General features: G+C 69.8%; 24 protein-coding genes. 6 read left to right on the forward strand and 18 right to left on the reverse strand.

The features are described 5' to 3' along the window. Nucleotides 1-87: 87 nt before the first annotated feature. Entirely contained in the window at nt 88-402 is a 315-nt protein-coding gene (locus tag HNP44_RS09545) for a hypothetical protein (protein ID WP_259139942.1), read from the forward strand. Between the two features lie 21 nt (nt 403-423). Here HNP44_RS09545 and HNP44_RS09550 read toward each other — a convergent pair whose 3' ends face one another. Genes HNP44_RS09550 through dxr form a run of 4 tightly spaced genes read right to left on the reverse strand, consistent with a single transcriptional unit; the run spans nt 424 to nt 4,874 of the window. After that, nucleotides 424-1,257 (reverse strand): GNAT family N-acetyltransferase, encoded by an 834-nt coding sequence (locus HNP44_RS09550; protein WP_259139941.1) that lies wholly within the window; start codon nt 1,255-1,257, stop codon nt 424-426. A gap of 50 nt (nt 1,258-1,307) precedes the next feature. Then, a complete protein-coding gene (gene ispG, locus HNP44_RS09555) occupies nt 1,308-2,456 on the reverse strand; it encodes a flavodoxin-dependent (E)-4-hydroxy-3-methylbut-2-enyl-diphosphate synthase (RefSeq protein WP_068524936.1) in 1,149 nt (382 codons plus the stop codon). A 17-nt stretch (nt 2,457-2,473) separates the two neighbouring features. Further along, on the reverse strand, nt 2,474-3,709 hold the full coding sequence (locus HNP44_RS09560) for a M50 family metallopeptidase (protein ID WP_259139940.1): 1,236 nt from the start codon (nt 3,707-3,709) through the stop codon (nt 2,474-2,476). Nucleotides 3,710-3,731: 22 nt separating this feature from the next. Next, nucleotides 3,732-4,874 carry a 1-deoxy-D-xylulose-5-phosphate reductoisomerase gene (gene dxr, locus HNP44_RS09565; RefSeq protein WP_259139939.1) on the reverse strand — a complete coding sequence of 381 codons (1,143 nt, stop codon included), beginning with the start codon at nt 4,872-4,874 and terminating at the stop codon, nt 3,732-3,734. 107 nt (nt 4,875-4,981) lie between these two features. Here dxr and HNP44_RS09570 point away from each other — a divergent pair, with 107 nt between their 5' ends. Continuing rightward, complete coding sequence (locus HNP44_RS09570; RefSeq protein WP_259139937.1) at nt 4,982-6,808, forward strand: siderophore-interacting protein; 1,827 nt, start codon at nt 4,982-4,984, stop codon at nt 6,806-6,808. A 13-nt stretch (nt 6,809-6,821) separates the two neighbouring features. On the opposite strand, the gene HNP44_RS09575 is transcribed toward HNP44_RS09570, so the two are convergent. After that, nucleotides 6,822-7,367, reverse strand: a complete 546-nt coding sequence (locus HNP44_RS09575; protein ID WP_259139936.1) for a Uma2 family endonuclease — start codon at nt 7,365-7,367, stop codon at nt 6,822-6,824. A 75-nt stretch (nt 7,368-7,442) separates the two neighbouring features. Continuing rightward, nucleotides 7,443-7,796: a DUF952 domain-containing protein gene (locus HNP44_RS09580; RefSeq protein WP_259139935.1), complete on the reverse strand. Its 354-nt coding sequence runs from the start codon at nt 7,794-7,796 to the stop codon at nt 7,443-7,445. A 122-nt stretch (nt 7,797-7,918) separates the two neighbouring features. On the opposite strand from HNP44_RS09580, the gene HNP44_RS09585 reads away from it, so the two are divergent. Continuing rightward, a complete protein-coding gene (locus HNP44_RS09585; protein WP_259139933.1) occupies nt 7,919-8,182 on the forward strand; it encodes a DUF2631 domain-containing protein in 264 nt (87 codons plus the stop codon). Nucleotide 8,183: 1 nt separating this feature from the next. On the opposite strand, the gene rlmN is transcribed toward HNP44_RS09585, so the two are convergent. Next, entirely contained in the window at nt 8,184-9,296 is a 1,113-nt protein-coding gene (gene rlmN / locus HNP44_RS09590) for a 23S rRNA (adenine(2503)-C(2))-methyltransferase RlmN (RefSeq protein ID WP_259139932.1), read from the reverse strand. Between the two features lie 103 nt (nt 9,297-9,399). Here rlmN and HNP44_RS09595 point away from each other — a divergent pair, with 103 nt between their 5' ends. Both HNP44_RS09595 and HNP44_RS09600 read left to right on the forward strand, forming a co-directional pair. Then, nucleotides 9,400-9,834, forward strand: coding sequence for a LapA family protein (locus tag HNP44_RS09595; protein ID WP_259139931.1), 435 nt, complete (start codon nt 9,400-9,402; stop codon nt 9,832-9,834). A 50-nt stretch (nt 9,835-9,884) separates the two neighbouring features. Next, nucleotides 9,885-11,144, forward strand: coding sequence for an MFS transporter (locus HNP44_RS09600; protein WP_259139930.1), 1,260 nt, complete (start codon nt 9,885-9,887; stop codon nt 11,142-11,144). Between the two features lie 6 nt (nt 11,145-11,150). Here HNP44_RS09600 and HNP44_RS09605 read toward each other — a convergent pair whose 3' ends face one another. The 10 genes from HNP44_RS09605 to HNP44_RS09650 form a co-directional block, all read right to left on the reverse strand. Next, entirely contained in the window at nt 11,151-12,059 is a 909-nt protein-coding gene (locus HNP44_RS09605; protein ID WP_374758761.1) for a phosphatidate cytidylyltransferase, read from the reverse strand. Nucleotides 12,060-12,061: 2 nt separating this feature from the next. Further along, entirely contained in the window at nt 12,062-12,619 is a 558-nt protein-coding gene (gene frr, locus HNP44_RS09610) for a ribosome recycling factor (protein ID WP_259139927.1), read from the reverse strand. 46 nt (nt 12,620-12,665) lie between these two features. Continuing rightward, on the reverse strand, nt 12,666-13,436 hold the full coding sequence (pyrH, locus tag HNP44_RS09615) for a UMP kinase (RefSeq protein WP_259139925.1): 771 nt from the start codon (nt 13,434-13,436) through the stop codon (nt 12,666-12,668). Between the two features lies 1 nt (nt 13,437). Continuing rightward, complete coding sequence (locus tag HNP44_RS09620; protein WP_259139924.1) at nt 13,438-14,361, reverse strand: SGNH/GDSL hydrolase family protein; 924 nt, start codon at nt 14,359-14,361, stop codon at nt 13,438-13,440. Between the two features lie 10 nt (nt 14,362-14,371). Further along, a complete protein-coding gene (locus HNP44_RS09625; RefSeq protein WP_259139920.1) occupies nt 14,372-15,133 on the reverse strand; it encodes a helix-turn-helix domain-containing protein in 762 nt (253 codons plus the stop codon). Continuing rightward, nucleotides 15,130-15,525 (reverse strand): VOC family protein, encoded by a 396-nt coding sequence (locus tag HNP44_RS09630; RefSeq protein WP_259139919.1) that lies wholly within the window; start codon nt 15,523-15,525, stop codon nt 15,130-15,132. The genes HNP44_RS09625 and HNP44_RS09630 overlap by 4 nt, the downstream gene beginning before the upstream one ends. A 202-nt stretch (nt 15,526-15,727) precedes the next feature. After that, the gene (gene tsf, locus HNP44_RS09635) at nt 15,728-16,552 is read right to left on the reverse strand and encodes a translation elongation factor Ts (protein WP_259139917.1); all 825 of its coding nucleotides are present in this window, start codon (nt 16,550-16,552) and stop codon (nt 15,728-15,730) included. Between the two features lie 44 nt (nt 16,553-16,596). After that, nucleotides 16,597-17,439: a 30S ribosomal protein S2 gene (rpsB, locus tag HNP44_RS09640; protein WP_259139916.1), complete on the reverse strand. Its 843-nt coding sequence runs from the start codon at nt 17,437-17,439 to the stop codon at nt 16,597-16,599. A gap of 296 nt (nt 17,440-17,735) precedes the next feature. Beyond that, nucleotides 17,736-19,274 (reverse strand): alanine/glycine:cation symporter family protein, encoded by a 1,539-nt coding sequence (locus HNP44_RS09645; RefSeq protein WP_259139915.1) that lies wholly within the window; start codon nt 19,272-19,274, stop codon nt 17,736-17,738. A 54-nt stretch (nt 19,275-19,328) separates the two neighbouring features. Further along, nucleotides 19,329-19,997 (reverse strand): TetR/AcrR family transcriptional regulator C-terminal domain-containing protein, encoded by a 669-nt coding sequence (locus HNP44_RS09650; RefSeq protein WP_259139914.1) that lies wholly within the window; start codon nt 19,995-19,997, stop codon nt 19,329-19,331. A 58-nt stretch (nt 19,998-20,055) separates the two neighbouring features. Between HNP44_RS09650 and HNP44_RS09655 the strand changes: the two genes are divergently transcribed. After that, on the forward strand, nt 20,056-20,961 hold the full coding sequence (locus tag HNP44_RS09655) for a quinone oxidoreductase family protein (RefSeq protein WP_259139913.1): 906 nt from the start codon (nt 20,056-20,058) through the stop codon (nt 20,959-20,961). Here HNP44_RS09655 and HNP44_RS09660 read toward each other — a convergent pair. Beyond that, complete coding sequence (locus HNP44_RS09660; RefSeq protein WP_259139910.1) at nt 20,951-22,303, reverse strand: dicarboxylate/amino acid:cation symporter; 1,353 nt, start codon at nt 22,301-22,303, stop codon at nt 20,951-20,953. The two genes, HNP44_RS09655 and HNP44_RS09660, sit on opposite strands and share 11 nt — an antisense overlap. Nucleotides 22,304-22,339: the final 36 nt, after the last annotated feature.

Here is a 22,339-nt window from a genome sequence, read left to right on the forward strand (position 1 = left end):
CCTGCCGTCCCTCCACCGTATTACTGACTGAATTTTCAGTCAAGGTGCGACCGATATCGTTACCGCCGAGACGAAGGAGCGTGAAGCATGAGCGATCAGATCCGCGAGGCGCGCCAACCGATGGTGACCTCACTCGGCATCATCCTGGGATTCCTGTTGAACTTCCTCGCGCAGTGGGCCATTCGCGACGATGGCAAGGCGCCCGTCGAGAGCGCGACGGACTGGGTGATCGTGGTGACGCTGTTCGGTTCGGCCGCGCTGATGATCACCGTGTTGGTCGGCGTTCTCAGCAACTCGTACACCCCGGAGGACGCGCCACGGCGTTATCGCCGGCTGCTCGTCGTCTACGTCGTCGCGATCGCTCTGGCCTTCGGCGGCATGGGGATCGCGCTGTTCATCTGACGCGGCGCCGCCCGCGAGGGATCAGGCCAGAAGGACGGTGGCGAACGTCGCCACCTGGCGGAAGCCAACGCGCTCATACGCGCGGCGGGCCGCGACGTTGAAGCTGTTGACGTACAGGCTGGGCAACCGTCCCGAGCGGAGGACCGCCTCCGCGACCGCGGCGGTGCCGGCGCCGCCGAGTCCCTGCCCGCGTAGGTCGGGCCGCACCCACACGCCCTGGATCTGCCCGACGGTCCGCGAGACCGCGCCGACCTCCGCCTTGAAGGCGACCTCGGCACCGTCGAACAGGACGTACGCGCGCCCGGCGAGGATGGTGTTGGCGACGCGGCGGCGGTAGGCCCGGCCCCCGTCGGCACCGCGCGGGTCGATTCCGACCTCCGCGGTGAACATGGCGATCGCGGCGTCGAGGTAGCGGTCGAGCTCGGCGAGTCTGGCCGGCCGGACGCCGGCGTGCGCGAACCGGGAGGGCTCGCTCATCGTCATCAGAGGCTGCTCGGGGCGGACCTCGCGGGCCGGGCCCCACGAACTCTCGAGCCCCTCCCACAGGGGCAGCACCATCTCGGCGCGACCGACGACCGATGCGGCCGTCCGGTGCGCACGCCCGGCGCGGCCCGCGAAGTAACGCATGTCCTCGAGGTCGCCCCGCAGCGGCATGAGGTTGGCACCGGAGAAGCAGAGCGAATCGCCCACATCGCGGTGGGTCCAGAGTTCGCCGCCGAGGCGGCCCGGTTCGGTGCCGCACTCCTGCACGCGGCCGGCGACCATACACGCGGCAACGGGGTCGTCGTCGAGGACGGCAAGCACCCTCGGAAGGTCCCGCGACGGGACCGGCCGTTCGTGCAGCATCCTCAACACTGAAGACTCCTCAACCCTGGCGCGGCCCGCACGCAGCGGCGGGCCGCGGCCTACGACACCGTGACGACCGGCGTTCCGCTCTCACTATCCCCCGACTCCTCCGCGATGCGCAGGGCTTCCTCGATCAGGGTCTCCACGATCTTGGACTCGGGGACGGTCTTGATGACCTCGCCCTTGACGAAGATCTGGCCCTTGCCGTTGCCGGAGGCGACGCCGAGGTCGGCCTCGCGGGCCTCGCCCGGGCCGTTGACGACGCAGCCCATGACGGCGACGCGCAGCGGCACCTCCATGCCCTCGAGACCGGCGGTCACCTCGTTCGCGAGCTTGTAGACGTCGACCTGCGCGCGACCGCACGACGGGCAGGAGACGATCTCCAGCTTGCGGGGCCGCAGGTTGAGCGACTGGAGGATCGCGTCGCCCACCTTGATCTCCTCCGCCGGCGGCGCCGAGAGGGAGACGCGGATCGTGTCGCCGATGCCGTCGGAGAGCAGGGAGCCGAAGGCCACGGCGCTCTTGATGGTGCCCTGGAACGACGGGCCCGCCTCGGTCACGCCGAGGTGCAGCGGGTAGTCGCACTGCGCGGCGAGCTGCCGGTAGGCCTCGACCATGATCACCGGGTCGTTGTGCTTGACAGAGATCTTGATGTCGCCGAAGCCGTGCTCCTCGAACAGGCTCGCCTCCCACAGCGCGGACTCGACGAGCGCCTCCGGGGTGGCCTTGCCGTACTTCTCCATGAGCCGCTTGTCGAGCGAGCCCGCGTTGACGCCGATGCGGATCGGGATACCCGCGGCGCCGGCGGCTTTCGCCACCTCGCCGACGCGGCCGTCGAACTCCTTGATGTTGCCGGGGTTCACGCGCACCGCGGCGCAGCCGGCGTCGATCGCGGCGAAGATGTACTTCGGCTGGAAGTGGATGTCGGCGATGACCGGGATGTTCGCCTTCTTGGCGATGATCGGCAGCGCGTCGGCGTCCTCCTGCCGGGGGCAGGCGACGCGCACCATGTCGCAACCCGACGCGGTGAGCTCGGCGATCTGCTGCAACGTGGCGTTGACGTCGTGCGTCTTGGTGGTGCACATGGACTGCACCGAGATGGGGCTATCGCTGCCGACGCCGACGCCGCCCACGTTGAGCTGACGGGTCTTGCGACGGGGTGCGAGCGTCGGGGCCGGGGCTGCCGGCATTCCCAAACCTACGGACATGTGCTGCTTCTCCGGTTTCAGTTGAAGAGCTTGATCGGATTGACGATGTCAGCTGTGAGGACGAGCAACATGTACCCGCCGGCGAGCGCCAGAACGACGTACGTCAGCGGCGCGAGCTTCATGTAGTCGACGGGGCCTCCCTTGCGGCCCGTGACCAGGTCGCGGAGCTTCTCGAAGATCACCACCGCCATGTGTCCGCCGTCGAACGGAGGCACTGGCAGTAGGTTGATCAGGCCCAGCATGAGGTTGAGGCCGGCGAGGAGCAGGAAGAAGACGCTCCACATGTCGCGCTCGGCCACCTCACCGCCGATCATCGACGCGCCGACCAGCGACTGCGGGGTGTCGAGGCCGCGCTCCTCCCCCTTGATCGCGTCGATCAGGGCCGGGATCTTCTGCGGCAGCTGCCCGATCGCGACGATCGTCTTGTGCCCGAGGTCCAGCGTGAAGGCGGCGGTGCCGCCGATCGCGGTGATCGGGTTGTAGCGCTCCGTCACCCCCAGGGTGCCGACGCTGATGCCGATCGTCGGGCCGGAGACCTCGACGAGGTCCTTCCCGTCGGCCGACGGCCGCCACTTCTTGCTGGTCACGGGATCGATCGAGACGGTGCGCTGCTGCCCGTCGCGCTCGATGCCGAGGACGATCGCGCCGGTGGTGTTCTGCAGGGCGTCGAAGACGGTGTCGGCGTCGACCGCGGTGCCGTTGACGGAGGCGATGACGTCGCCCCGCACCAGGCCCGCCTGCGCCGCGGGGCTAGGGCGGCACTCGCCGACCGGGCGGCTGGGCTGCTCCTTGGTGGGCTTGGTGGTGGCGTCGGCGACGCAGCCGGTGGCGGCGACGGCCGCGCGCGGCGTCGCGGTGGTCGACGGCAGACCCGCGGTGACGGCGACGCCGTAGATCAGCAGCGCGCCGAGGATGAAGTTCATGCCCGGGCCGGCGAACAGCACGAACAGCCGCTTCCACGCGGCCTGCTTGTACATCGCCTTCTCCCGCTCGACGGGCGTTTTCAGCTCGTCCAGCAGGGTCATCCCGGCGATGTCGCAGAAGCCGCCGAGCGGCAGCGCCTTCACGCCGTACTCGATGCCGTCCTCCGTCTTCGGGCGGCGCACCGACCACAGGGTGGGCCCGAAGCCGATGAAATAGCGCCGGACCTTCATGCCGGTGGCCTGCGCCGCCCACATGTGCCCGCACTCGTGCCAGGCGATCGACGCGAGGATGCACAGCGCGAACGCTGCGATACCCAGTGCGTACATCATGAGATCCAGAATACCGGTCGGATCAGACCAACCCGACCAGCTCGGACGCCCGCCGACGGGCCCACTCTTCCGCCGCGAGGACGTCCGCGACGTCGCGCGGCTCGGCCCGCCACTGGGCACCGTCGGCGACGACCTGCGCGACCGTGTCGACGATGGCGAGGAAGGGCGTGCGGCCGTCGAGGAAGGCCTGCGCGACGACCTCGTTCGCGGCGTTGAAGACGGCGGTGAGGCTGCCACCGCGGGTGCCGGCGTCGCGCGCGACGGCGATCGCGGGGAAGGCCTCGTCGTCGACGGGGGCGAAGGTCCAGGTGTGGGCCTGGGTGAAGTCGCAGGCGGTGGACGCGCCGGGCACCCGGTCCGGCCAGCCGAGCGCCAGCGCGATCGGCAACTTCATCGACGGGGGCGAGGCCTTGGCCATGGTCGCGCCGTCGACGAAGGTGACCATCGAGTGCACGACGGACTGCCGGTGCACCGTCACATCGATGCGGTCGTAGGGCACGCCGAACAGCAGGTGCGCCTCGATCACCTCGAGCGCCTTGTTGACCAGCGTCGCGGAGTTCAGCGTGATCATCGGCCCCATCGACCAGGTGGGGTGCTTGCCCGCTTCCTCCGGGGTGACGTCGGCGAGCTCGGCGCGCGTCCGACCGAAGAACGGGCCGCCGGACGCGGTGAGGATCAGCCGGTCGACCTCGGCCGCGGTGCCGCCGCGCAGGCACTGCGCGATCGCGGAGTGCTCGGAGTCGACGGGCACGATCTGCCCCTCGGTGGCCCGTTTGAGGACGAGCGAGCCGCCCGCTACCAGGGATTCCTTGTTGGCGAGGGCGAGCCGCGCGCCGCTGTCGAGCGCCGCAAGCGTCGGGCCCAGTCCGAGGCTGCCGACGACGCCGTTGAGCACGACGTCCGCCTCGACGGACTCCACGAGGCGGGTCATGGCGTCCGGGCCGGTCAGCGCACCATCGAAGCCGGTGGCGCGGGCCGGGTCCGCGATACCGATCCGGGCCCCGTCGACGCCGACGGCGCGCGCCTGCTGCGCGAGGAGCTCGGGGTTACCTCCACCGGCGCCGAGGCCGACCACCTCGAACCGGTCCGGGTTCTCGGCGATCACCTCCAGCGCCTGGGTGCCGATGGAGCCGGTGCTACCGAGTATGAGGACGCGGGTGGTCACGCCGTCAGCCTATCGGCGGCCCGCCCCCGCCCGACGGTCTGCCGTCGGCGCCGATTCAACAGGGCAGGCTAGCCTTGCACGGTAAACCGACGAAAGGGACGTCCACGATGGCCAGCACACTCCGCGACGGCGCGGTGTTCCCGATCTGCCTCCGCGAGTTCGACGTGCTGCGGGTGTCGGACGTGACGCCGGGGATGCGGCGCATCGTCGTCGGCGGCGACGCGGTCGGACCCCATGTGCGCGACGGCGTGGAACTTCCGGCCGTGCACAGCACCGGCTTCGACGACGACGTCAAGGTCTTGCTACCGGACCTGCAGACCGGCGAGTTCCCCTTCGAGGTGCCCAAGAACACCGACCAGGGCCGCGTGGACTGGACCGACGGCTCGTTCGAACACGCCCGCACGTACACCGTGCGCGAGTTCGACGCCGCGGCGCGCGAGATGACCATCGACTTCGTGCTGCACGGCACGGGCCTCGCAGCGACCTGGGCACGCCGCGTCGAGGTCGGGTCGAAGGTGCTGATCGCCGGCCCCAAGCATTCGGCCGCTCTCCCCCGCGACGTCGACTGGCTGCTGCTCGCCGGTGACGAGACGGCGCTGCCGGCGATCGGTCGCGCCGTGGAGATCCTGCCGCCGGGCTTCAGGGCCACCGCGGTCATCGAGGTCGCCGAGCCGAGCCACCGCCAGGAGCTCGCCACCGAGGGCGACGTCGACTTCGTCTGGCTCTACCGCTCCGAGGCGGACGGCGCGTCGCGCCTCGTCGACGCAGTGCAGGCCGTCGACTGGCGCGGCGATCGCCCGTACCTCTGGGTTGCGGGCGAGACCCTGGGCATCAAGCCGCTGCGCCGCTGGGCCAAGAACGAGAAGGGCCTCGACAAGGACCGGGTGGAGATCACCGGCTACTGGCGCCACCGCGTGGTCACCACCGTCGACGGCGACGACCAGCTGGTGGACACGAGCCAGGACGAGAACATCCTCTCCGAGATCCACGAGATGACGGAACTGCTGCCGCCCTTCGCGATCCGCGCCGCCGTCACGCTCGGTCTGTTCGCCGCGATCGACGACGGAGCCACGACGCCCGCGGCTGTCGCCGCCGCCTGCGGCACCGACCCCCGCGCCACGGAGAAGCTGCTCCGGCATCTCGCCCTGATGGGCTTCGTCGCGCTCGGCGAGGGCGGGTACTCCCTCACGGGCCGCGGCGAGCTGCTCACCGATCCCGACGAGCTCCTCGCCGGCAGCCTGCACCACGACCAGGTGCGCACCCGCCTGGACATGTCCTTCGTGCACCTCGTCGATGCCGTCCGCACGGGGACCGCGGTGCCCTTCGAGGGCGCCGACCTGCGCGGCGTGCGCGCCGCCGACGAGAACCTCGCCGAGCAGCTCCACTCCGTCGCGAGCCGGTGGGCCACCTATCGCGCGCCGGCCCTGCCCGAGGCCGTGGACTTCTCCTCCGTGCGGTCCGTCGCGGTCTTCGGCGACGGCGCCGGCGTGTACGCCGACAACCTGGCCCGCCTGCTGCCCGACCTGAGCGTCGCGATCGTCGGTATGCCCAGCACCGTCGAACGCGAGATCGCGATCGTCGCCCCCGAGCGCCGAGACCGCGTAACGGCCGCGCCCGGCACCGTCTTCGCGCCGCTGCCGCGACGCTACGATCTCGTCGTGGGTATCGACCTCCTGCAGACCCTGCCGGACGCCGACGCCGAGCTGCTGGTCACCACGCTGCGCGGCAGCGCCGACCGCGTGGTCTTCGTGGGGAACGTGCTCGACCCGGGCACCACCGACGACCACGAGACCGAGGACGACCTCCGGAACCTGTGCCTGTACGGCGGGGGCCTGCGGACGGCGGAGGAGCTGGGCGCCCTCGTGGGCGGCGGCGCGCACCGCATCGCGCCGCTCGGCTGGGGCACCTACGTCGTGGAGTACGCCGGCGCGTAAGGGCTGCGGCCCGTCAGTCCACGAGGTCGGCGGGAATCAGCTCGACCGGGAACGGCTGCTCGACGCCCCGGTTCTCGCCGGGGCGGATCGTGGTGGACCGCGTGTACTCGTCGTCGACGGGCTCGGTGTGGATCGTGACCGTGCCGTCGGCGTCGACGCGCCAGTAGGAGGCGATGCCGGCTTCCGCGTACTTCGCCGCCTTCAAGGTGCGGTCCGTGACCCGCGTGGACCTCGACGCGACCTCGACGACGAGGACGACGTCCTCGGATTCACGCCACTCGACGTCGCGCGCGGCGCCTGGCCTCAGGACTACGACGTCAGGAACGAAGTTCCCGCCCGGAACACGCACTCCGATCTCGTACAGCACGCGCCATCCGCTCGGCATGACTGACCGGAGCGTCACGAGCAGATTCACGCCGATCCCTTGATGTCCGTCCAACGGTGGTGGCGTCACCAGCAGGCTCCCGTCCACGATCTCGTAGCGGTGCCCGTCCTCCGGCAGATCCTCCAGATCGGCCTCGCCCCACGAGTCGGGGAACGAGTACATCGGCTGAGCCATATCGGCACCTCCTCTCGTGGCGGTGACAGTAGGTCGTCGGTCTGACAGGTTTCGTGAGCTCAGTCTATGCCGCCATCACTCCGCAGACAGAGTGTCGACGCCGACCACCGCGGACACCGGGATCGGGCCGTAGACGTGCGGGAACAGCTCCTCGACGACGTCACTCGGCCCGCTCGCTGCGCTCCCGGCGCCGGCGGGGGCGGGCGGCTCGTACCGCACGTCGAGCCCCGCCGGGTCGATGGACAGCAGCACGAGTTCGGACGCGGGGAGGTCGGCGTAGAAGCGCTCCCGCACGCCGCGCCATTGCTCGGCGGTGGAGCAGTGCACGAAGCCGACGTCGGCGAGCGTCGCGCCACGCGTTGACACCGCGTACTCACCGGCCGCGCGGGCGGCTTCCCAGTCGGTCACGAGAGCGAGATGGAAGATCACCCGCGCCACGCTACCGACGAATCGCCGCCCCTCGTACGACGCACGGTCGTAGCGGGATAGGATTCCTCCGTATCCCGGGCTCGGCCCGGTGCTCAGCTGAGGAAGCGACGAAGGAGAAGCGAGTGGCAACCACCGACCTGGAGCGTCAGACCACCTCGAAGGTCGACGTCGCCGACGTGCCGTCGCGCGACTGGGGCTGGAGCGGCAACGCCCCCAACGCTGCGCGCATCGCCGGCGTGCTGTTCGCCGTGCTCCTGCTGCTGATGAACATCGGCAACCACCAGGGCAAGACCGAGGACATCTTCCTCGTCGGCTTCGCCGTGGCCATCCTCGGCGTGATCCTGGTCAACTGGATCACCACTCGCCGCAAGAAGTGGAAGTACTGAGCTACTTCTCCTCGGCGGCCAGCTGACCGCAGGCCGCCGCGATCTCCTGGCCGCGGGTGTCGCGCACGGTGCACGAGACGCCCTGCGCGATCACGCGGCGCACGAACTCATCCTGGCGGTCCTTCGGCGACGCATCCCACTCGCTACCCGGCGTCGGGTTCAGCGGGATCAGGTTCACATGCGCGAACTGGCCGAGCTTCTTGCGCAGCTTCTCGCCCAGCATGTCGGCGCGCCAGGGCTGGTCGTTCACGTCGCGGATGAGCGCGTACTCGATCGACACCCGGCGGCCGGTCCGGTCCGCGTAGTACCGCGCGGCCTCCAGCACCTCCTGCACGCTCCACCGGTTGTTCACGGGCACCAGGGTGTCGCGGAGCTCATCGTCGGGGGTGTGCAGCGAAACGGCCAGCGTCACCGACAGGCCCTCGTCGGCCAGCTTGCGGATCGCGGGCGCGAGGCCGACGGTGCTGACGGTGACGTGCCGCTGCGAGATGCCCATCCCCTCGGGGGCGGGCGACGTGATGCGCCGCACGGCCTGCACGACCCGTTTGTAGTTGGCGAGCGGCTCCCCCATGCCCATGAAGACCACGTTCGACAGCCGACCCGGGCCCCCCGCGACATCACCGTCCTGCATGGCCTTCGCAGCGCTGCGGACCTGGTCCACGATTTCGGCGGTCGACAGGTTGCGGTCGAGACCGCCCTGGCCGGTGGCGCAGAACGGGCATGCCATGCCGCAGCCGGCCTGGCTGGAGATGCACAACGTCGCGCGGTCGGTGTATCGCATCAGCACGGATTCCAGCAACGTGCCGTCGTGCAGACGCCAGAGCGTCTTGCGGGTGGTGCCGCTGTCGGTGGCGATATGCCGGACGGGCGTCATCAGCTCAGGCAGGAGCGCCTCGCCGACGGTGCCGCGCGCCATGGCCGGTAGGTCCGTCATAGTGGCCGCGTCGGCCTCGAGCCGACCGTAGTAATGACGGGCGAGCTGATTGGCGCGGAACTTGGGCAGCCCCAGATCGACGACTGCCTGCTGCAGCTCGTCGTCGGTGAGGTCGGCAAGGTGGCGCGGGGGCTTGCCGCGCTTGGGTGCGTCGAATACCAGAGGCAGGGAGGTGCTCATAACTCCCCCATTCTCCCACGTCGACGACGCGGTGCCGACCAGAGCGATCCGAGACACCGCGCGTCCCCGCGTCAGGGCCCGCTCGAGGTGGCAGGATGACGCCATGGCCAAGGATGAAGACAGCGTTCGAGACAGCGAAGAAGCGATCGGGATCCCCGATCCCGACGTCGACGCAACCGACGCTCGGAACCTCCCCGCGGAGCGGGGCGCAATCGAGCCGGCCGCCGATCCGGCGGCGGGCGCACCGGCGACGAAGCGGCGCGGCGACACCCGCGACGCGTACGAACAGGTCAAGCACACCCGTTCGGCGTCGCTATGGTCCGGACTCGTCGGCGGCGCCGTCATCCTGCTCGTGCTGCTCGCCTTCATCGTGCAGAACCAGCAGAACACGCAGATCACGCTGCTGTTCTGGGAGGCGAACCTCCCCCTCGGCGTATCCCTGCTGATCGCCGCCATCCTCGGCGCGCTCCTCGTCGGCTCGGCCGGCGGCCTCCGCATCCTCCAGCTGCGCCGCGCCGCGAAGAAGCTCCGCGACTGATCCGACGGGCCGCGGCGCGCGGGCGGCGCCACCGATGAAACGATGGGCCCATGCGTGCATGGGTCGTCTGGTCGGTCGCGACCCTCGCGTACGTCGTCGCGATCCTGCAGCGCACGTCCTTCGGCGTCTCCAGCACAGAGGCGAGTGAACGGTTCGGCGCCGCCCCGGCGACGCTCGCCGCCTTCGTGGTGCTCCAGCTCGTGGTCTACGCGGGCATGCAGATACCCGCGGGGCTGCTGCTGGACCGGTTCGGGTCCCGTCGGCTGATCGTCAGCGGCGCGCTCCTCATGGCGGTGGGCCAGCTGACGCTGGCACTCACGGAATCCCTCCCCCTCGCTATTGCTGGCCGCGTCGCCGTGGGCAGCGGCGATGCCCTGACGTTCGTCTCGGTACTGCGCCTCGTTCCGGCGTGGTTTCCCGTGCGCCGGATCCCGCTGGTCACCCAGTTGACCGGCATGACGGGGCAGCTGGGCCAGGTGCTCTCGGCGGTGCCCTTCCTCGCGCTGCTGCACGGAAGCGGGTGGAGCAGTGCCTACGCCTCGGCGGCGGCGCTCGGCCTGTTCGCCGCATTGGCCGTGCTCGCGACGGTTCGCGACGCCCCGCCCGGCCGGACGGCACCGCACATCACGGTGAAGGCCGCGGAGATCCCCGGGATCCTCCGCACGACCTGGATGCATCCGGGCACCCGGCTGGGATTCTTCACGCACATGGGCACGATGTTCTCGGTGACCGCGTTCATGCTGATGTGGGGCGTGCCGTACCTGACGAACGCCCAGGGGCTCTCGTCGGGCACGGCGGGTGGAGTCGTCAGCTTCGGTGTGCTCGCGACGCTGGCATCGGGCCCCGTCATCGGCTTCCTCACCGGACGGTTCCCCGTGCGCCGCTCCTGGATGGTGATCACGATCATCCTCGCCAGCGCGGCGCTGTGGACGGTCGTCCTCCTCCGCGACGAGCCCTCGCCGGTCTGGCTGCTCACGCTGCTCGTGCTGGTGATCGCCGTCGGCGGTCCCAGCTCCGCTATCGGCTTCGACTACGCCCGCACGTTCAACACGACGCGGGTGCTCGGCACGGCGCAGGGCATGGTGAACATCGGCGGCTTCCTCGCGAGCCTCGTCCTGATCCAGGCGATGGGCATGATCATGGGCTCCGGTGCAGGCCTGACCTTCGACGGCTTCCGGGTGGCGTGGATGGCGCAGTACCCGCTGTGGGCGATTGCGCTGATCGGCGTGATCGTCACGCGGCGCAAGGCCCGGCGCCGCGAAGGGGTCGTGCCGCGGCCTCTCCGCGAGGCGCTGCGTCGCCGCGCCTGACCCGCCTCAGGAGCCCATCAACGCGGTCAATGCGGCCCACACCACCACGGCGCTGGGCAGGAGCGAATCCAGGCGGTCCATGATGCCGCCGTGGCCGGGCAGCAGGGTGCCCATGTCCTTGATGCCCAGGTCGCGCTTGACCTGGGACTCGAGCAGATCGCCGAGCGTCGCGGTGATCACCACGACCGGACCGAGCAGGAGCCCCCAGACCGGGTTCACATCGAGCAGGAAATTCAGCACAAGCACGGCGCCGACCGCGCCGGCCACCATCGACCCGGCGAAGCCCTCCCAGGACTTCTTCGGGCTGATCGCGGGTACCATCGGGTGCTTTCCGAAGACGACGCCCGAGGCGTAGCCGCCCACGTCCGAGCAGACGACGAGGATGATCAGCGCGGCCACGCGCTGCGGCCCGCGGTCCTCGGGGAGCACGAGCATCGCGCCGAAGGACGCGAACAGCGGCACCCACGCGAGCACGAAGACCGTCGTCGAGATATCGCGGGTGAAGGAGTTCGGCTCCGCGGTGCTCTGGTGCCCCAGCAGTCGCCAGACGATGGCGACCAGCACGGTCGCCACGAACGCGGCGAGCACGCCCTCGGTCCCCAACGGCCAGCTCAACCAGATGATGGCCTGGCCGCCGATGAGCATCGGCCACAGCTCCAGGTTGGTGCCCGCGGCGCGGAACCGCTTGACCACCTCCCAGGTGGCGACTGCCATCGCGGCCGCCACCAGCGGCACCCACAGGTGCGGCGCGAAGTACAGGATCGCCACGATGAGCGCGCCCAGGCTGACGCCCACTCCGATCGCTGCCGGGAGGTTGCGCCCTGCACTGATCTTGCGCTTCGCTGCCTCCTGGCCCGCCTCGGGCGTGCCGGGGGTCGGAGCGTCGGAGCCGACCGAGTCGGGGGTTTCCGGCACGGCTAGACCTCCATCAGATCGGCTTCCTTGCGCGCCACGAGGTCCTCGATCTGGGCGACGTACTTGGCCGTCGTCTTGTCGAGTTCCTTCTCGGCGCGGGCCACCTCGTCCTCACCGGCGTCGCCGTCCTTGACGATCTTGGCGAGCTGGTCGTTCGCCTTGCGGCGCACGTTGCGGATGGACACCTTGGCGTCCTCGCCCTTGCTCTTGACCTGCTTGACGAGATCCTTGCGGCGCTCCTCGGTGAGCTGCGGGATCGCGATGCGGATCAGCTGTCCGTCGTTGGTGGGGTTGACCCCGAGGTCCGAATTGCGGATCGCGGTCTCCACCGGGCCGAGCTGGTTCGCCTCGTAGGGCTTGATCACCACGAGCCGCGCCTCGGGCGTAGTGATCGAGCTGATCTGGGTGATCGGCGTGGGCGAGCCGTAGTAGTCCACGACCACCTTGGAGAACATCCCCGGGTTCGCGCGACCGGTGCGGATCGACTGGAAGTCCTCCCGGGCCACCGAGACGGCCTTCTCCATCTTCTCCTCGGCGTCGAAGAGCGTTTCGTCGATCACTTGGGTCACACGTCCTTTGCTGTGAAATGAATGGTCGGGTCCGGCGTCACGGCCGGACGAGGGTGCCGATCTTCTCCCCCGCGACGGCGCGGGCGATGTTCCCCTCCTCCAGGAGATTGAACACCAGCATCGGCATCTTGTTGTCCATGCAGAGGCTGAACGCGGTCGCGTCGGCCACCTTGAGGCCCTTCTCCAGCGCGGCGCGGTGCGTGATCTCGTCGAACAGCTTCGCGTCGGGGTTGGTGCGCGGGTCGCTGTCGTACACGCCGTCGACGGCCTTCGCCATGAGCACGACCTCGGCACCGATCTCCAGCGCCCGCTGCGCGGCGGTGGTGTCGGTCGAGAAGTACGGCATGCCCATGCCGGCGCCGAAGATCACGACGCGGCCCTTCTCCAGGTGGCGCTTGGCGCGCAGCGGCAGGTACGGCTCGGCGACCTGCCCCATGGTGATGGCGGTCTGCACGCGGGTGTCGACGCCCTCCTTCTGCAGGAAGTCCTGCAGGGCGAGGCAGTTCATCACCGTGCCGAGCATGCCCATGTAGTCCGAGCGGGCGCGGTCCATGCCGCGGTTCTGCAGTTCGGCGCCACGGAAGAAGTTGCCGCCGCCGATGACGACCGCGACCTCGTGGCCACTGCGCGAGACCTCCGCGATCTGCTGCGCCACCGTGCTCACCACGTCGGGATCGAGCCCTACTTCGCCGCCGCCGAACATCTCGCCGCCCAGCTTGAGCAGCACGCGCTTGTAGCCGTGCCGCACCTGATGCTCCGTGTCCTGATCCGTCTGCTGTCCCTGGGCCGTGTCCGTCACGACGACCATCCTATGCGGGCGGCGCAGTTCCTCGGAGCCGGTCCTCGATCAGGTTGCCCAACGCGCGCTGTCCGGCGACCGTCGGATGCAATCCATTGGCCTCGGGCTCCTGCGCTGCGAGCTTGATCCCACCCAGGCGCACGTAGGGCTCGGGGGCGCACGCGGTGTGGTCCATCGGGGGCTGGACGTACATCACCCGACGGTCCGCGGCGACCTCGCGGATGAGCCGGTCGAGGCTGCGGTACCAGGTGCGCCAGTGGTCGACGTTCTCCGCAGGGATCCCGGCCCGGTCCAGGCAGGCGAGGTCGGGCGGACCGTCGAGCGGGAACAGAGGGAGATAGCCGACGAGGACGACCCGCACGTCCGGCGCGGCGGCCATCTTGATGGCGTCGACCGTGGCCGCGTACTGCGCGCGCACGAAATTCCAGCCCTGCGAGCCCGGCATGTCCTGGGTGGATGCGGCGGCGCAGCGGTCGTCGGGGTTGCCGAGGCAGTGCACGACGATGTTGCCGAATCCCAGCGAGTTCGCGCCGATGATGACGGTGACCAACCGGGTGAACGGCCCGACGCCGTACAGCTGCGGCGACGTGTTCGGCTTCGGCGAGGGCTGGGTGAGGTCGTCGAGCGTGGCTCCGGAGCAGGCGCGGTCCGTGAAGGTGTTGGGCTGCAGCCGCTGCGCGAGGACGTGCCCGAGGTCGTCGCCGTTCCGGGCACAGAGGTCCATCGGGCGTACCTTGGCGTGGGAACCGGAGGCGGCGTAGCTGTCGCCCATGGAGACGTACTGGGCTCCGCCCGGGAGGTCCGGGATGTAGCTCACGCCGTTCGTCTGATGATGCTCGTAGCCGCTGCCCCCGCCGATCGCCGTCGACGCCCCGATGGTGAAGACGAGGCACGCCATGAGGGCGAATGCGATCGCGCGCCGGATCCAGGACACCCCGGCGACACTACACAGGCGTGAATTCGCTCCTGCGACGCGCGAGGTACGCCGAGGGCGAGTACCCGAGGAAGGCGCGCACATCGCGGCTCAGGTGGGCCTGATCGGCGTACCCGGCCCGGACCGCGACCTCGGCGGCGCTCCCGCCCGCCTCGAGGGCGTGGCGCGCGGCGTCGAAGCGCATCAGGCGGGCCGCCTGCTTGATCCCCATGCCGAACTCCGCGGTGAACTTCATCGCCAGGTACCGGGCCGACCACCCGGATCGCTCGACGAGCTCGGCGACGGTGACCCGTCCCCGCCGAGCAGAGAGGTGAGCCCATGCCGCCGCGGCGTCCGGCTGGACCTCGCTGCCCGAGGTCGCGTACCGCGCCAGGACGGCGGCCGCGACCGCCTCGCGGTCGGCGACGGGGGCCGCCGCCACGCGACCGTACAGCTCGTCGGCGAGCTCCGGGGAGAGGTCGTCGAGCTCGACGGCCTCTCCCCCGAGCTCGGCCGCCGGGGCACCGGTGAGGGCACGGACGAGGCTCGGCCGCACGTCCACCTGGACGCCGCGCTGCAGCCCGTCGTGGTGCACCAGGTACGGCGTGGGGTGCATGCCGGACAGGCAGAGCCGGAACGTGGTGCGATCCGGCAGGCCCGGGCCCGTCAGGTCCAGGCCGTGCCCGAGGTCGATGATCATCGTGAGGGTCGGCGAGGGAACGGCGAGGTGGGTGCCCGGACGCACGCCGCTGATGTCGTACGCGGCGGCCCGGGCGATCCCGGGCGCCGTCACCCCGCGTAGGTACCGAAACTCCACGTATTGCCCTCCGGATCGGCGACGGAGAATCCCTTGGATCCATAGTCCTCCTCCGCCATGTCCCGCACCAGGCGGGCGCCGAGCTCCTGCGCGCGGGCGTAGACGGCGTCGGGGTCGGTGACGACCACGTAGACGCTGCCGCTGCCGCGCGGCGTGGAGAAGGTGGTGTCCTGCTTGCAGGTGGAGTGGACCATGACCCGGCCGCCGTCGGGCCACAGCATCTCGGAGTGGACGACCTCGCCGTCCCCGTCGCCCTCGACGAGGATGCCCTCGTCGAAGCCGATCCCCCGCAGCCAGGCCCGCGCGGCGAGCGCGTCGTCGTAGGTGAGTCCGGGCCAGATGTTGGTGTCCTTGCGTGTGCTGTTCATGCCCTCAAGACTGGCAGCCGGCGGCACCGTCGGGCTTGAAGATTTCGGCACGCCCACCCGCCCCCCCCCCGATTGAACGACGTTCTGGAGAGGAAAACCCCAGGTCGGAATCTCCAAAACAGCGTTCAATTCGCGGGGGCCGACAGACGACGAAGCCCGCACCGACGGATCGGTGCGGGCCTCGTGCGCGGGGACGGAGGAGTTACTCCTGGCCGACCTCGAAGCGGGTGAAGGCGAGGACCTTCACGCCGGACTCGTCCAGCACCTGCTGGACCGACTTCTTGTTGTCGGTCACCGACGGCTGGTCGGGGAGGACGGTGTCCTTGTAGTAGGCCACGGTCTTGCCCTCGACGATCTTCGCCAGCGCCTGCTCCGGCTTGCCCTCGGCACGCGCGGTCTCCTCGGCGATGCGACGCTCGTTCTCGATGACGTCGGCCGGAACCTCATCCCGGCTGGCGTACTTCGCCTTGAGCGCGGCGACCTGCATACCGGCACCGCGAGCGGCCTCGGCAGCGGCGTCACCCTCGCCCGAGAACGAGACCAGCACGCCCACAGCGGGCGGCAGGTCGGTGCTGCGCTTGTGCAGGTAGACGGCGACGGGGCCGTCGTACCGCGCGATGCGACGCACGACCAGCTTCTCGCCCAGCTTGGCCGACGCGGCCTCGATGCGCGAAGCGACGGTCTCGCCGTCGAGCGGCAGCTCGAGCACGGCCTCGACGGTGGCAGCGTCCGACGCGGCAGCGGCGCCGACGATCGCGTCGGCGAGCTCCTGGAACTCCGCGTTCTTCGCGACGAAGTCCGTCTCGGAGTTGAGCTCGATGAGCACGCCGTCCTTGGCGGCCACGAGGCCCTCGGCGGTGGAACGACCGGCGCGCTTGCCGACGTCCTTCGCGCCCTTGATGCGCAGCACCTCGACGGCCTTGTCGAAATCGCCGTCGGTCTCGGTGAGCGCGTTCTTGCAGTCCATCATCCCCGACCCGGTGAGGTCGCGGAGACGCTTGACGTCAGCGGCGGTGTAGTTCGCCATGTATGCGGCTCCTTGCAGTAGAAGGGAATCGGTCCGAGACCGGATCAGGCCTCGGGGGTCTCGGCGGGAGCCTCGGTCGCAGCGGCCTCGGCCGCGGGGGCCTCGGCAGCGACGGTGGCGGACTCCAGCAGCTCCTGCTCCCACTCGGCGAGGGGCTCGCCGGCACCGGCCTCGGGCTTGGCATCGCCGGTGGCGACGCCCGCACGGGCCTGCACGCCCTCGGCCACGGCCGAAGCCACGACCTTGGTCAGCAGCGCGGCGGAGCGGATCGCGTCGTCGTTACCCGGGATCGGGTAGTCGACGAGGTCGGGATCGCAGTTGGTGTCGAGGATCGCGATGACCGGGATGCCCAGCTTGCGGGCCTCGCCGACGGCGATGTGCTCCTTGTTGGTGTCCACGACCCAGATGGCCGAGGGGACCTTGGCCATGTCGCGGATGCCGCCGAGGGTGCGCTCGAGCTTGTTCTTCTCACGCGTGAGCATGAGGATTTCCTTCTTGGTGCGACCCTCGAAGCCACCGGTCTGCTCCATGGTCTCCAGCTCCTTCATCCGCTGAAGGCGCTTGTGGACCGTCTGGAAGTTGGTGAGCATGCCGCCCAGCCAGCGCTGGTTCACGTAGGGCATGCCGACGCGGGTGGCCTCTTCGGCGATCGACTCCTGGGCCTGCTTCTTGGTACCGACGAAGAGGACGGTGCCACCGTGGGCGACGGTCTCCTTGACGAACTCGTAGGCCTTGTCGATGTAGGTCAGCGTCTGCTGCAGATCGATGATGTAGATGCCGTTGCGGTCGGTGAAGATGAAACGCTTCATCTTCGGGTTCCACCGACGGGTCTGGTGACCGAAGTGCGCGCCGCTGTCCAGCAGCTGCTTCATGGTGACGACAGCCATGATGCCTCTTTCGTAATTGCAGTTGTACACGCCGCGACGACCCCCGGATCCGCTGGTCAGCGGGCGAGAGTGGTGCGCGGTGTCCTGGTGCTCCGCCGCGCTGCACTCCTTCGAGGAAGGAGACCGCGCTGCACGGCACGCCCATAGGGCGACTGGGGAACACGCGTAGTCACCCCGCCATAGGGACGGAGTGCAAGGGCAAGTGTACGCCCGCGACGTCGACCTGCGAAATCGCCGGGATTCCGCAGGTCGACGGCACCAAGCTCCCGCTCGGCGTCGACGGTGCCGAGCGCCGGCTAGGCGTCGACCGGGTCGGCGCGACGCGACGCGGCGCGCTCCTCCCAGAAGGTCGCGTTGACGATGCCCAGCGGTGCCGGGTCGAACTGCGGGTCGATCCCCAGCTTCTGCTGCCGCTCGAAGTCACGGAGAGTCTTGAAGGCCGCGTTCTGCAGGACCAGGATGCCGATGATGTTGAGCCAGGCCATGAGTCCGACGCCGAGGTCGCCCATCGCCCAGGCGTCCTTCGCGGTCGACACGGCGCCGACCGCGACCGAGGCCAGGATCAGCACCTGCAGCAACATCGTCAGGATGCGGCCAAGCGGGGCGCTGAGGACGGGCACGATCGCGGTGGCCGCGCGGCCCAGGATGAACCGCAGGTTCGTCTCGGCCATGTAGTAGTAGGCGACGATCGTCGTGAAGCAGAAGAAGGCCAACGAGATCGCGATGAAGCTGGCGCCGGAGCCGTTGAAGACGGTGTCGAAGCCCTGCTGCGCATACGCGGGCCCGACCTCCGGATCGCCGACGAGCGCGCCGCCGTCGGCGAGCACGCGGCCGGACGCGGAGTCGCCCTCGAAGACGCGGTAGGCGCCGGTGCTGAGGATGATGAAGGCGGTGGCGGAGCAGACGAAGAGGGTGTCGACGTACACGGCGAAGGCCTGCGCGAGACCCTGCTTGGCGGGGTGGCTGACCTCGGCGGCCGCGGCGGCGTGCGGGCCGGTGCCCTGCCCGGCCTCGTTGGAGTAGACGCCGCGCTTGACGCCCCACATGACAGCAGTGCCGACGAGCGCACCGAAGCCGGCGGACAGGTCGAAGGCTTCGCGGACGATCAGCTCGAGGACGCCGGGAATCGCTCCGGCGTTGAAGGCCATGATGATCAGGGCCGCCGCGATGTACAGGATCGCCATGAACGGCACAACCACGGACGCGAAGGTCGCGATTCGCTTGACCCCGCCGATGATGACGAAGGCCAACACGATGACGGTGCCGAGGGCTGCGACCCAGGGCTCGATCCCCCAGGCGCCCTCCATGGCGACGGCCATCGAATTCGCCTGCACCATCGGCATGAGCAGGCCGCAAGCCAGCACGGTGACCGCGGCAAAGAGCAGGCCGTAGAAGTTCCCGACGACCGCGTACTTGCCGTGCGCGAGGGCGCGGCGGAAGTAGTAGGCGGGGCCGCCGCGGTACTCGCCCGTGAGCTGGTCACGCTCCTTGTAGATCTGGCCGAGCGTGCACTCGACGTACGACGTCGATGCACCGAGGAAGGCCATCACCCACATCCACAGCACTGCGCCCGGTCCGCCGAAGGCGATCGCGGTGGCGACACCCGCGATATTGCCGGTGCCCACGCGCCCAGCGAGCGACATCGCGAGCGCCTGGAACGAGCTCACGCCCGACCCGGACCTCTCGCCGTGGATGAGTTGGCCGAGCATGGCCGGGATCTGACGAACCTGCACCAGCCTCGAGCGGATCGAGAAGTAGACGCCGACCCCGAGGCACAGGTAGATCAGGGCGGGGCTCCACACGTACTCGTTCAGGGTTGCCAGCAGGTCAGACATGCGAGCAACCCTAAAGGGAAATCCAAGAGATCGGGGCACATCCACGACCTTTGGTTACTCACAAGTAATCTCACCGTAAAGATACGTCGCCGCACAGCCGGGCAGCCGAGCGGCGAGGCCGTCCAGCAGGAAGCGCACGGCGTCGTCGAAGCGCTCATCGGGCGCGCCCCAGGCCGTCGGCCCGGCCTGCGCCGCGAGGGGGTGCTCCGCCGCACCGATCGCTGTCGCACGGGCGACCGGGTCGTACCCCTCGACGGGCACACCGTCGGAGCCGAAGACCTCCTGCTCCTCGATGACGAACCCCACCACCAGGTCCCGCAGGGTGGACATGGCGAGCGCGGCATCGCGCAGCGGGAATCCGGCGTCGACCAGCAGGCGCAAGGGCCGCTCGCTCGCGCGAAGGACGGCGACGTCCGTGAACTTCGACCCGCTGAAGACCCGGGCGCCGTCGGTGTGCGCGCGCAGCGCGGTCCGGAGCCGCCGAGCCCCGTCGAGCAACTCGGCGCGCCACTCGTCGGCGACGGGCGCCACAGGGAGGGCGCGCCGCATCAGCTCGGTGGCCATCTCATCGAGCAGATGGCGCTTGGACGCGACATGCCAGTACAGCGCCGGCGCCTTGACCTGCAGGCGATCGGCGATCCGGCGCAGGGTCAGGCCCTCGACACCGACCTCGTCGAGCACCTCCAGCGCCGCTGCCACCACGTCCGTCCGAGTGAGTCCCACCCCGACAGCTTAACAATGTTAAGGTGATGTCGCATTTAACATCGTTAAGGAGACTCGCATGAAGGCAGCACTCGCCACCTACGCCGATGCGCCCGTCTGGGCCGATGCCCCCGATCCGGCCACCGGGCCCGATCTCGTCGCGGTGTCGATGCGGGCCGTGCCGCTGCACAATCTCGCGCGCGGAATCGCCGACGGTAGGCATTACGCCGCCCCCGCGGCGCCGGGCTTCATCATCGGCGTCGACGGCGTCGGCGTCGCCGAGGACGGCCGCCGGGTCTACGTCTCGGCGCCCGGCACCGCGGCCCCGACGATCGCGGTGCCCGCCGGCGCACTGGTCGAGGTGCCGGACGCGCTCGACGACCTGCAGGCCGCCGCTACTGTGAACGCCGTCATGTCGTCCTGGATGGCGATGACGGTCCGTTCCCGCGTCCATCCGGGGCAGACCGTGCTGGTGCTCGGCGCCACCGGCGGCTCCGGCCGTCCCGCGGTGGCCGTCGCACGCCACCTCGGCGCACGCGTGATCGCCGCGGGGCGCAACACGGACGTGCTCGCGACGGTGGGCGCGGACGCGACGGTCGACCTGGGCGCGCCGGAGGCGGAGATCGAGGAGGCGCTGCGCCGCGAGAAGATCGACGTGGTCGTCGACTACCTGTGGGGCCGCCCCGCGGAGCTGGCCCTCGCGGCACTCGAGAAGCGCGGACCGTCGGAGTTCGTGCAGATCGGCACGATGGCGGGCGCGGAGATCGCGCTGCCGGGTGCGCTCCTGCGGTCGACCGACATCCGCCTGCTGGGCAGCGGCTTCGGCTCGTTCACCGCGCAGGAGGTCGCCGCGGCGCGGCCGGACATCCTCGCCGCGGTGGTCGAACTGGGGATCTCGATGGACGTCACCGCGGTGCCCGCGGAATCCGTCGCCGAGGTCTGGCGGGCGGACACCGCGGGCAGCCGGGTAGTACTCACGCTGTAGCCGGGACCCGATCCTCGGCCGACTCGTCGGCGTAGACGTCCTTGCGCGGCGCGTTGTAGGCGTCCACGTCGAGGATGCCCTCCTGCTTCGCGACGATGGTCGGGACCAGCGCCTGGCCGGTGACGTTGAGCGCGGTGCGGCCCATGTCGACGATCGGCTCGACGGCCAGCAGCAGACCGACGCCGGCCAGCGGCAGCCCGAGGGTCGAGAGGGTGAGCGTGAGCATGACGGTCGCGCCGGTAGTGCCCGCGGTGGCGGCCGAGCCGATCACCGAGACGATCACGATGAGCAGGTAGTCGGTGATCCCGAGCGGGACGTGGAAGAACTGCGCCACGAAGATCGCCGCGATCGCGGGGTAGATCGCCGCGCAACCGTCCATCTTGGTGGTGGCCCCGAGCGGCACGGCGAAGGAGGCGTACTCGCGGGGCACGCCCAGGTTCCGCTCCGTCACGCGCTCGGTGACGGGCAGGGTGCCGATCGAGCTGCGGGAGACGAAGCCGAGCTGCGCGGCCGGCCAGACGCCGCTGAAGAACTGCTTCACGGACAGGCCGTGCGCCCGGATGATCACCGGGTACACCACGAGCCCCACGATCAGCAGGCCCAGGTAGATCGCTCCGGTGAACACGCCGAGCGAGCCGATGGCGTCCCAGCCGTAGGTCGCAACGGCGGTGCCGATGAGGGCGGCGGTGCCGATCGGGGCGAGGCGGATGATCCACCACAGCACCTTCTGGATGATCGCCAGCAGCGAGGCGTTGAAGGCGATGAAGGGCTCGGCCTTATCCCCCACCTTGAGCGCGGCGATGCCGATCGCGGCCGCGACCACGAGCACCTGCAGCACGTTGAAGCTGAGCGAGACGGACCCGTCGGACGCCTTGGCCTGCAGCCCGAGGAAGTTGGACGGGACGAGGCCGGTGATGAAGGCCCACCAGGAACCGGTGCTCGACGGCGCCTTGCCCTCACCGGTGACGGTGGTGTGCGCGCCGGGCTGCAGCACCAGGCCCAGGATGATGCCGATGATCACCGAGATGAAGGCGGTGATGGCGAACCACAGCAGGGTTTTGCCGGCGAGTCGCGCGGCGTTGGTCACGTTGCGCAGGTTCGCGATCGACGCGATGACGGCGGTCACCACGAGCGGCACCACCGCCACGGTGAGCAGCTTGACGTAGCTGGAACCGATCGTCTTGAGCGTGCCGACCAGCCAGTTCACGTTGCCATCGGCCGCAGGCGCCATGGTGCGGGCGATCAGCCCCAGGACCACACCGGCGACGAGGCCGACAATGATCTGGAAGCCGAAGTTCTTCAGCAGTGCGGGCACACGCGATGGGGTTTCCACAGAGGACATGTGGGGGTGCAACGACGCGCGACCGCCCCGTGTTCC

Source organism: Tsukamurella ocularis (genome assembly GCF_024807615.1).
GTDB classification, from domain to species: domain Bacteria; phylum Actinomycetota; class Actinomycetes; order Mycobacteriales; family Mycobacteriaceae; genus Tsukamurella; species Tsukamurella ocularis.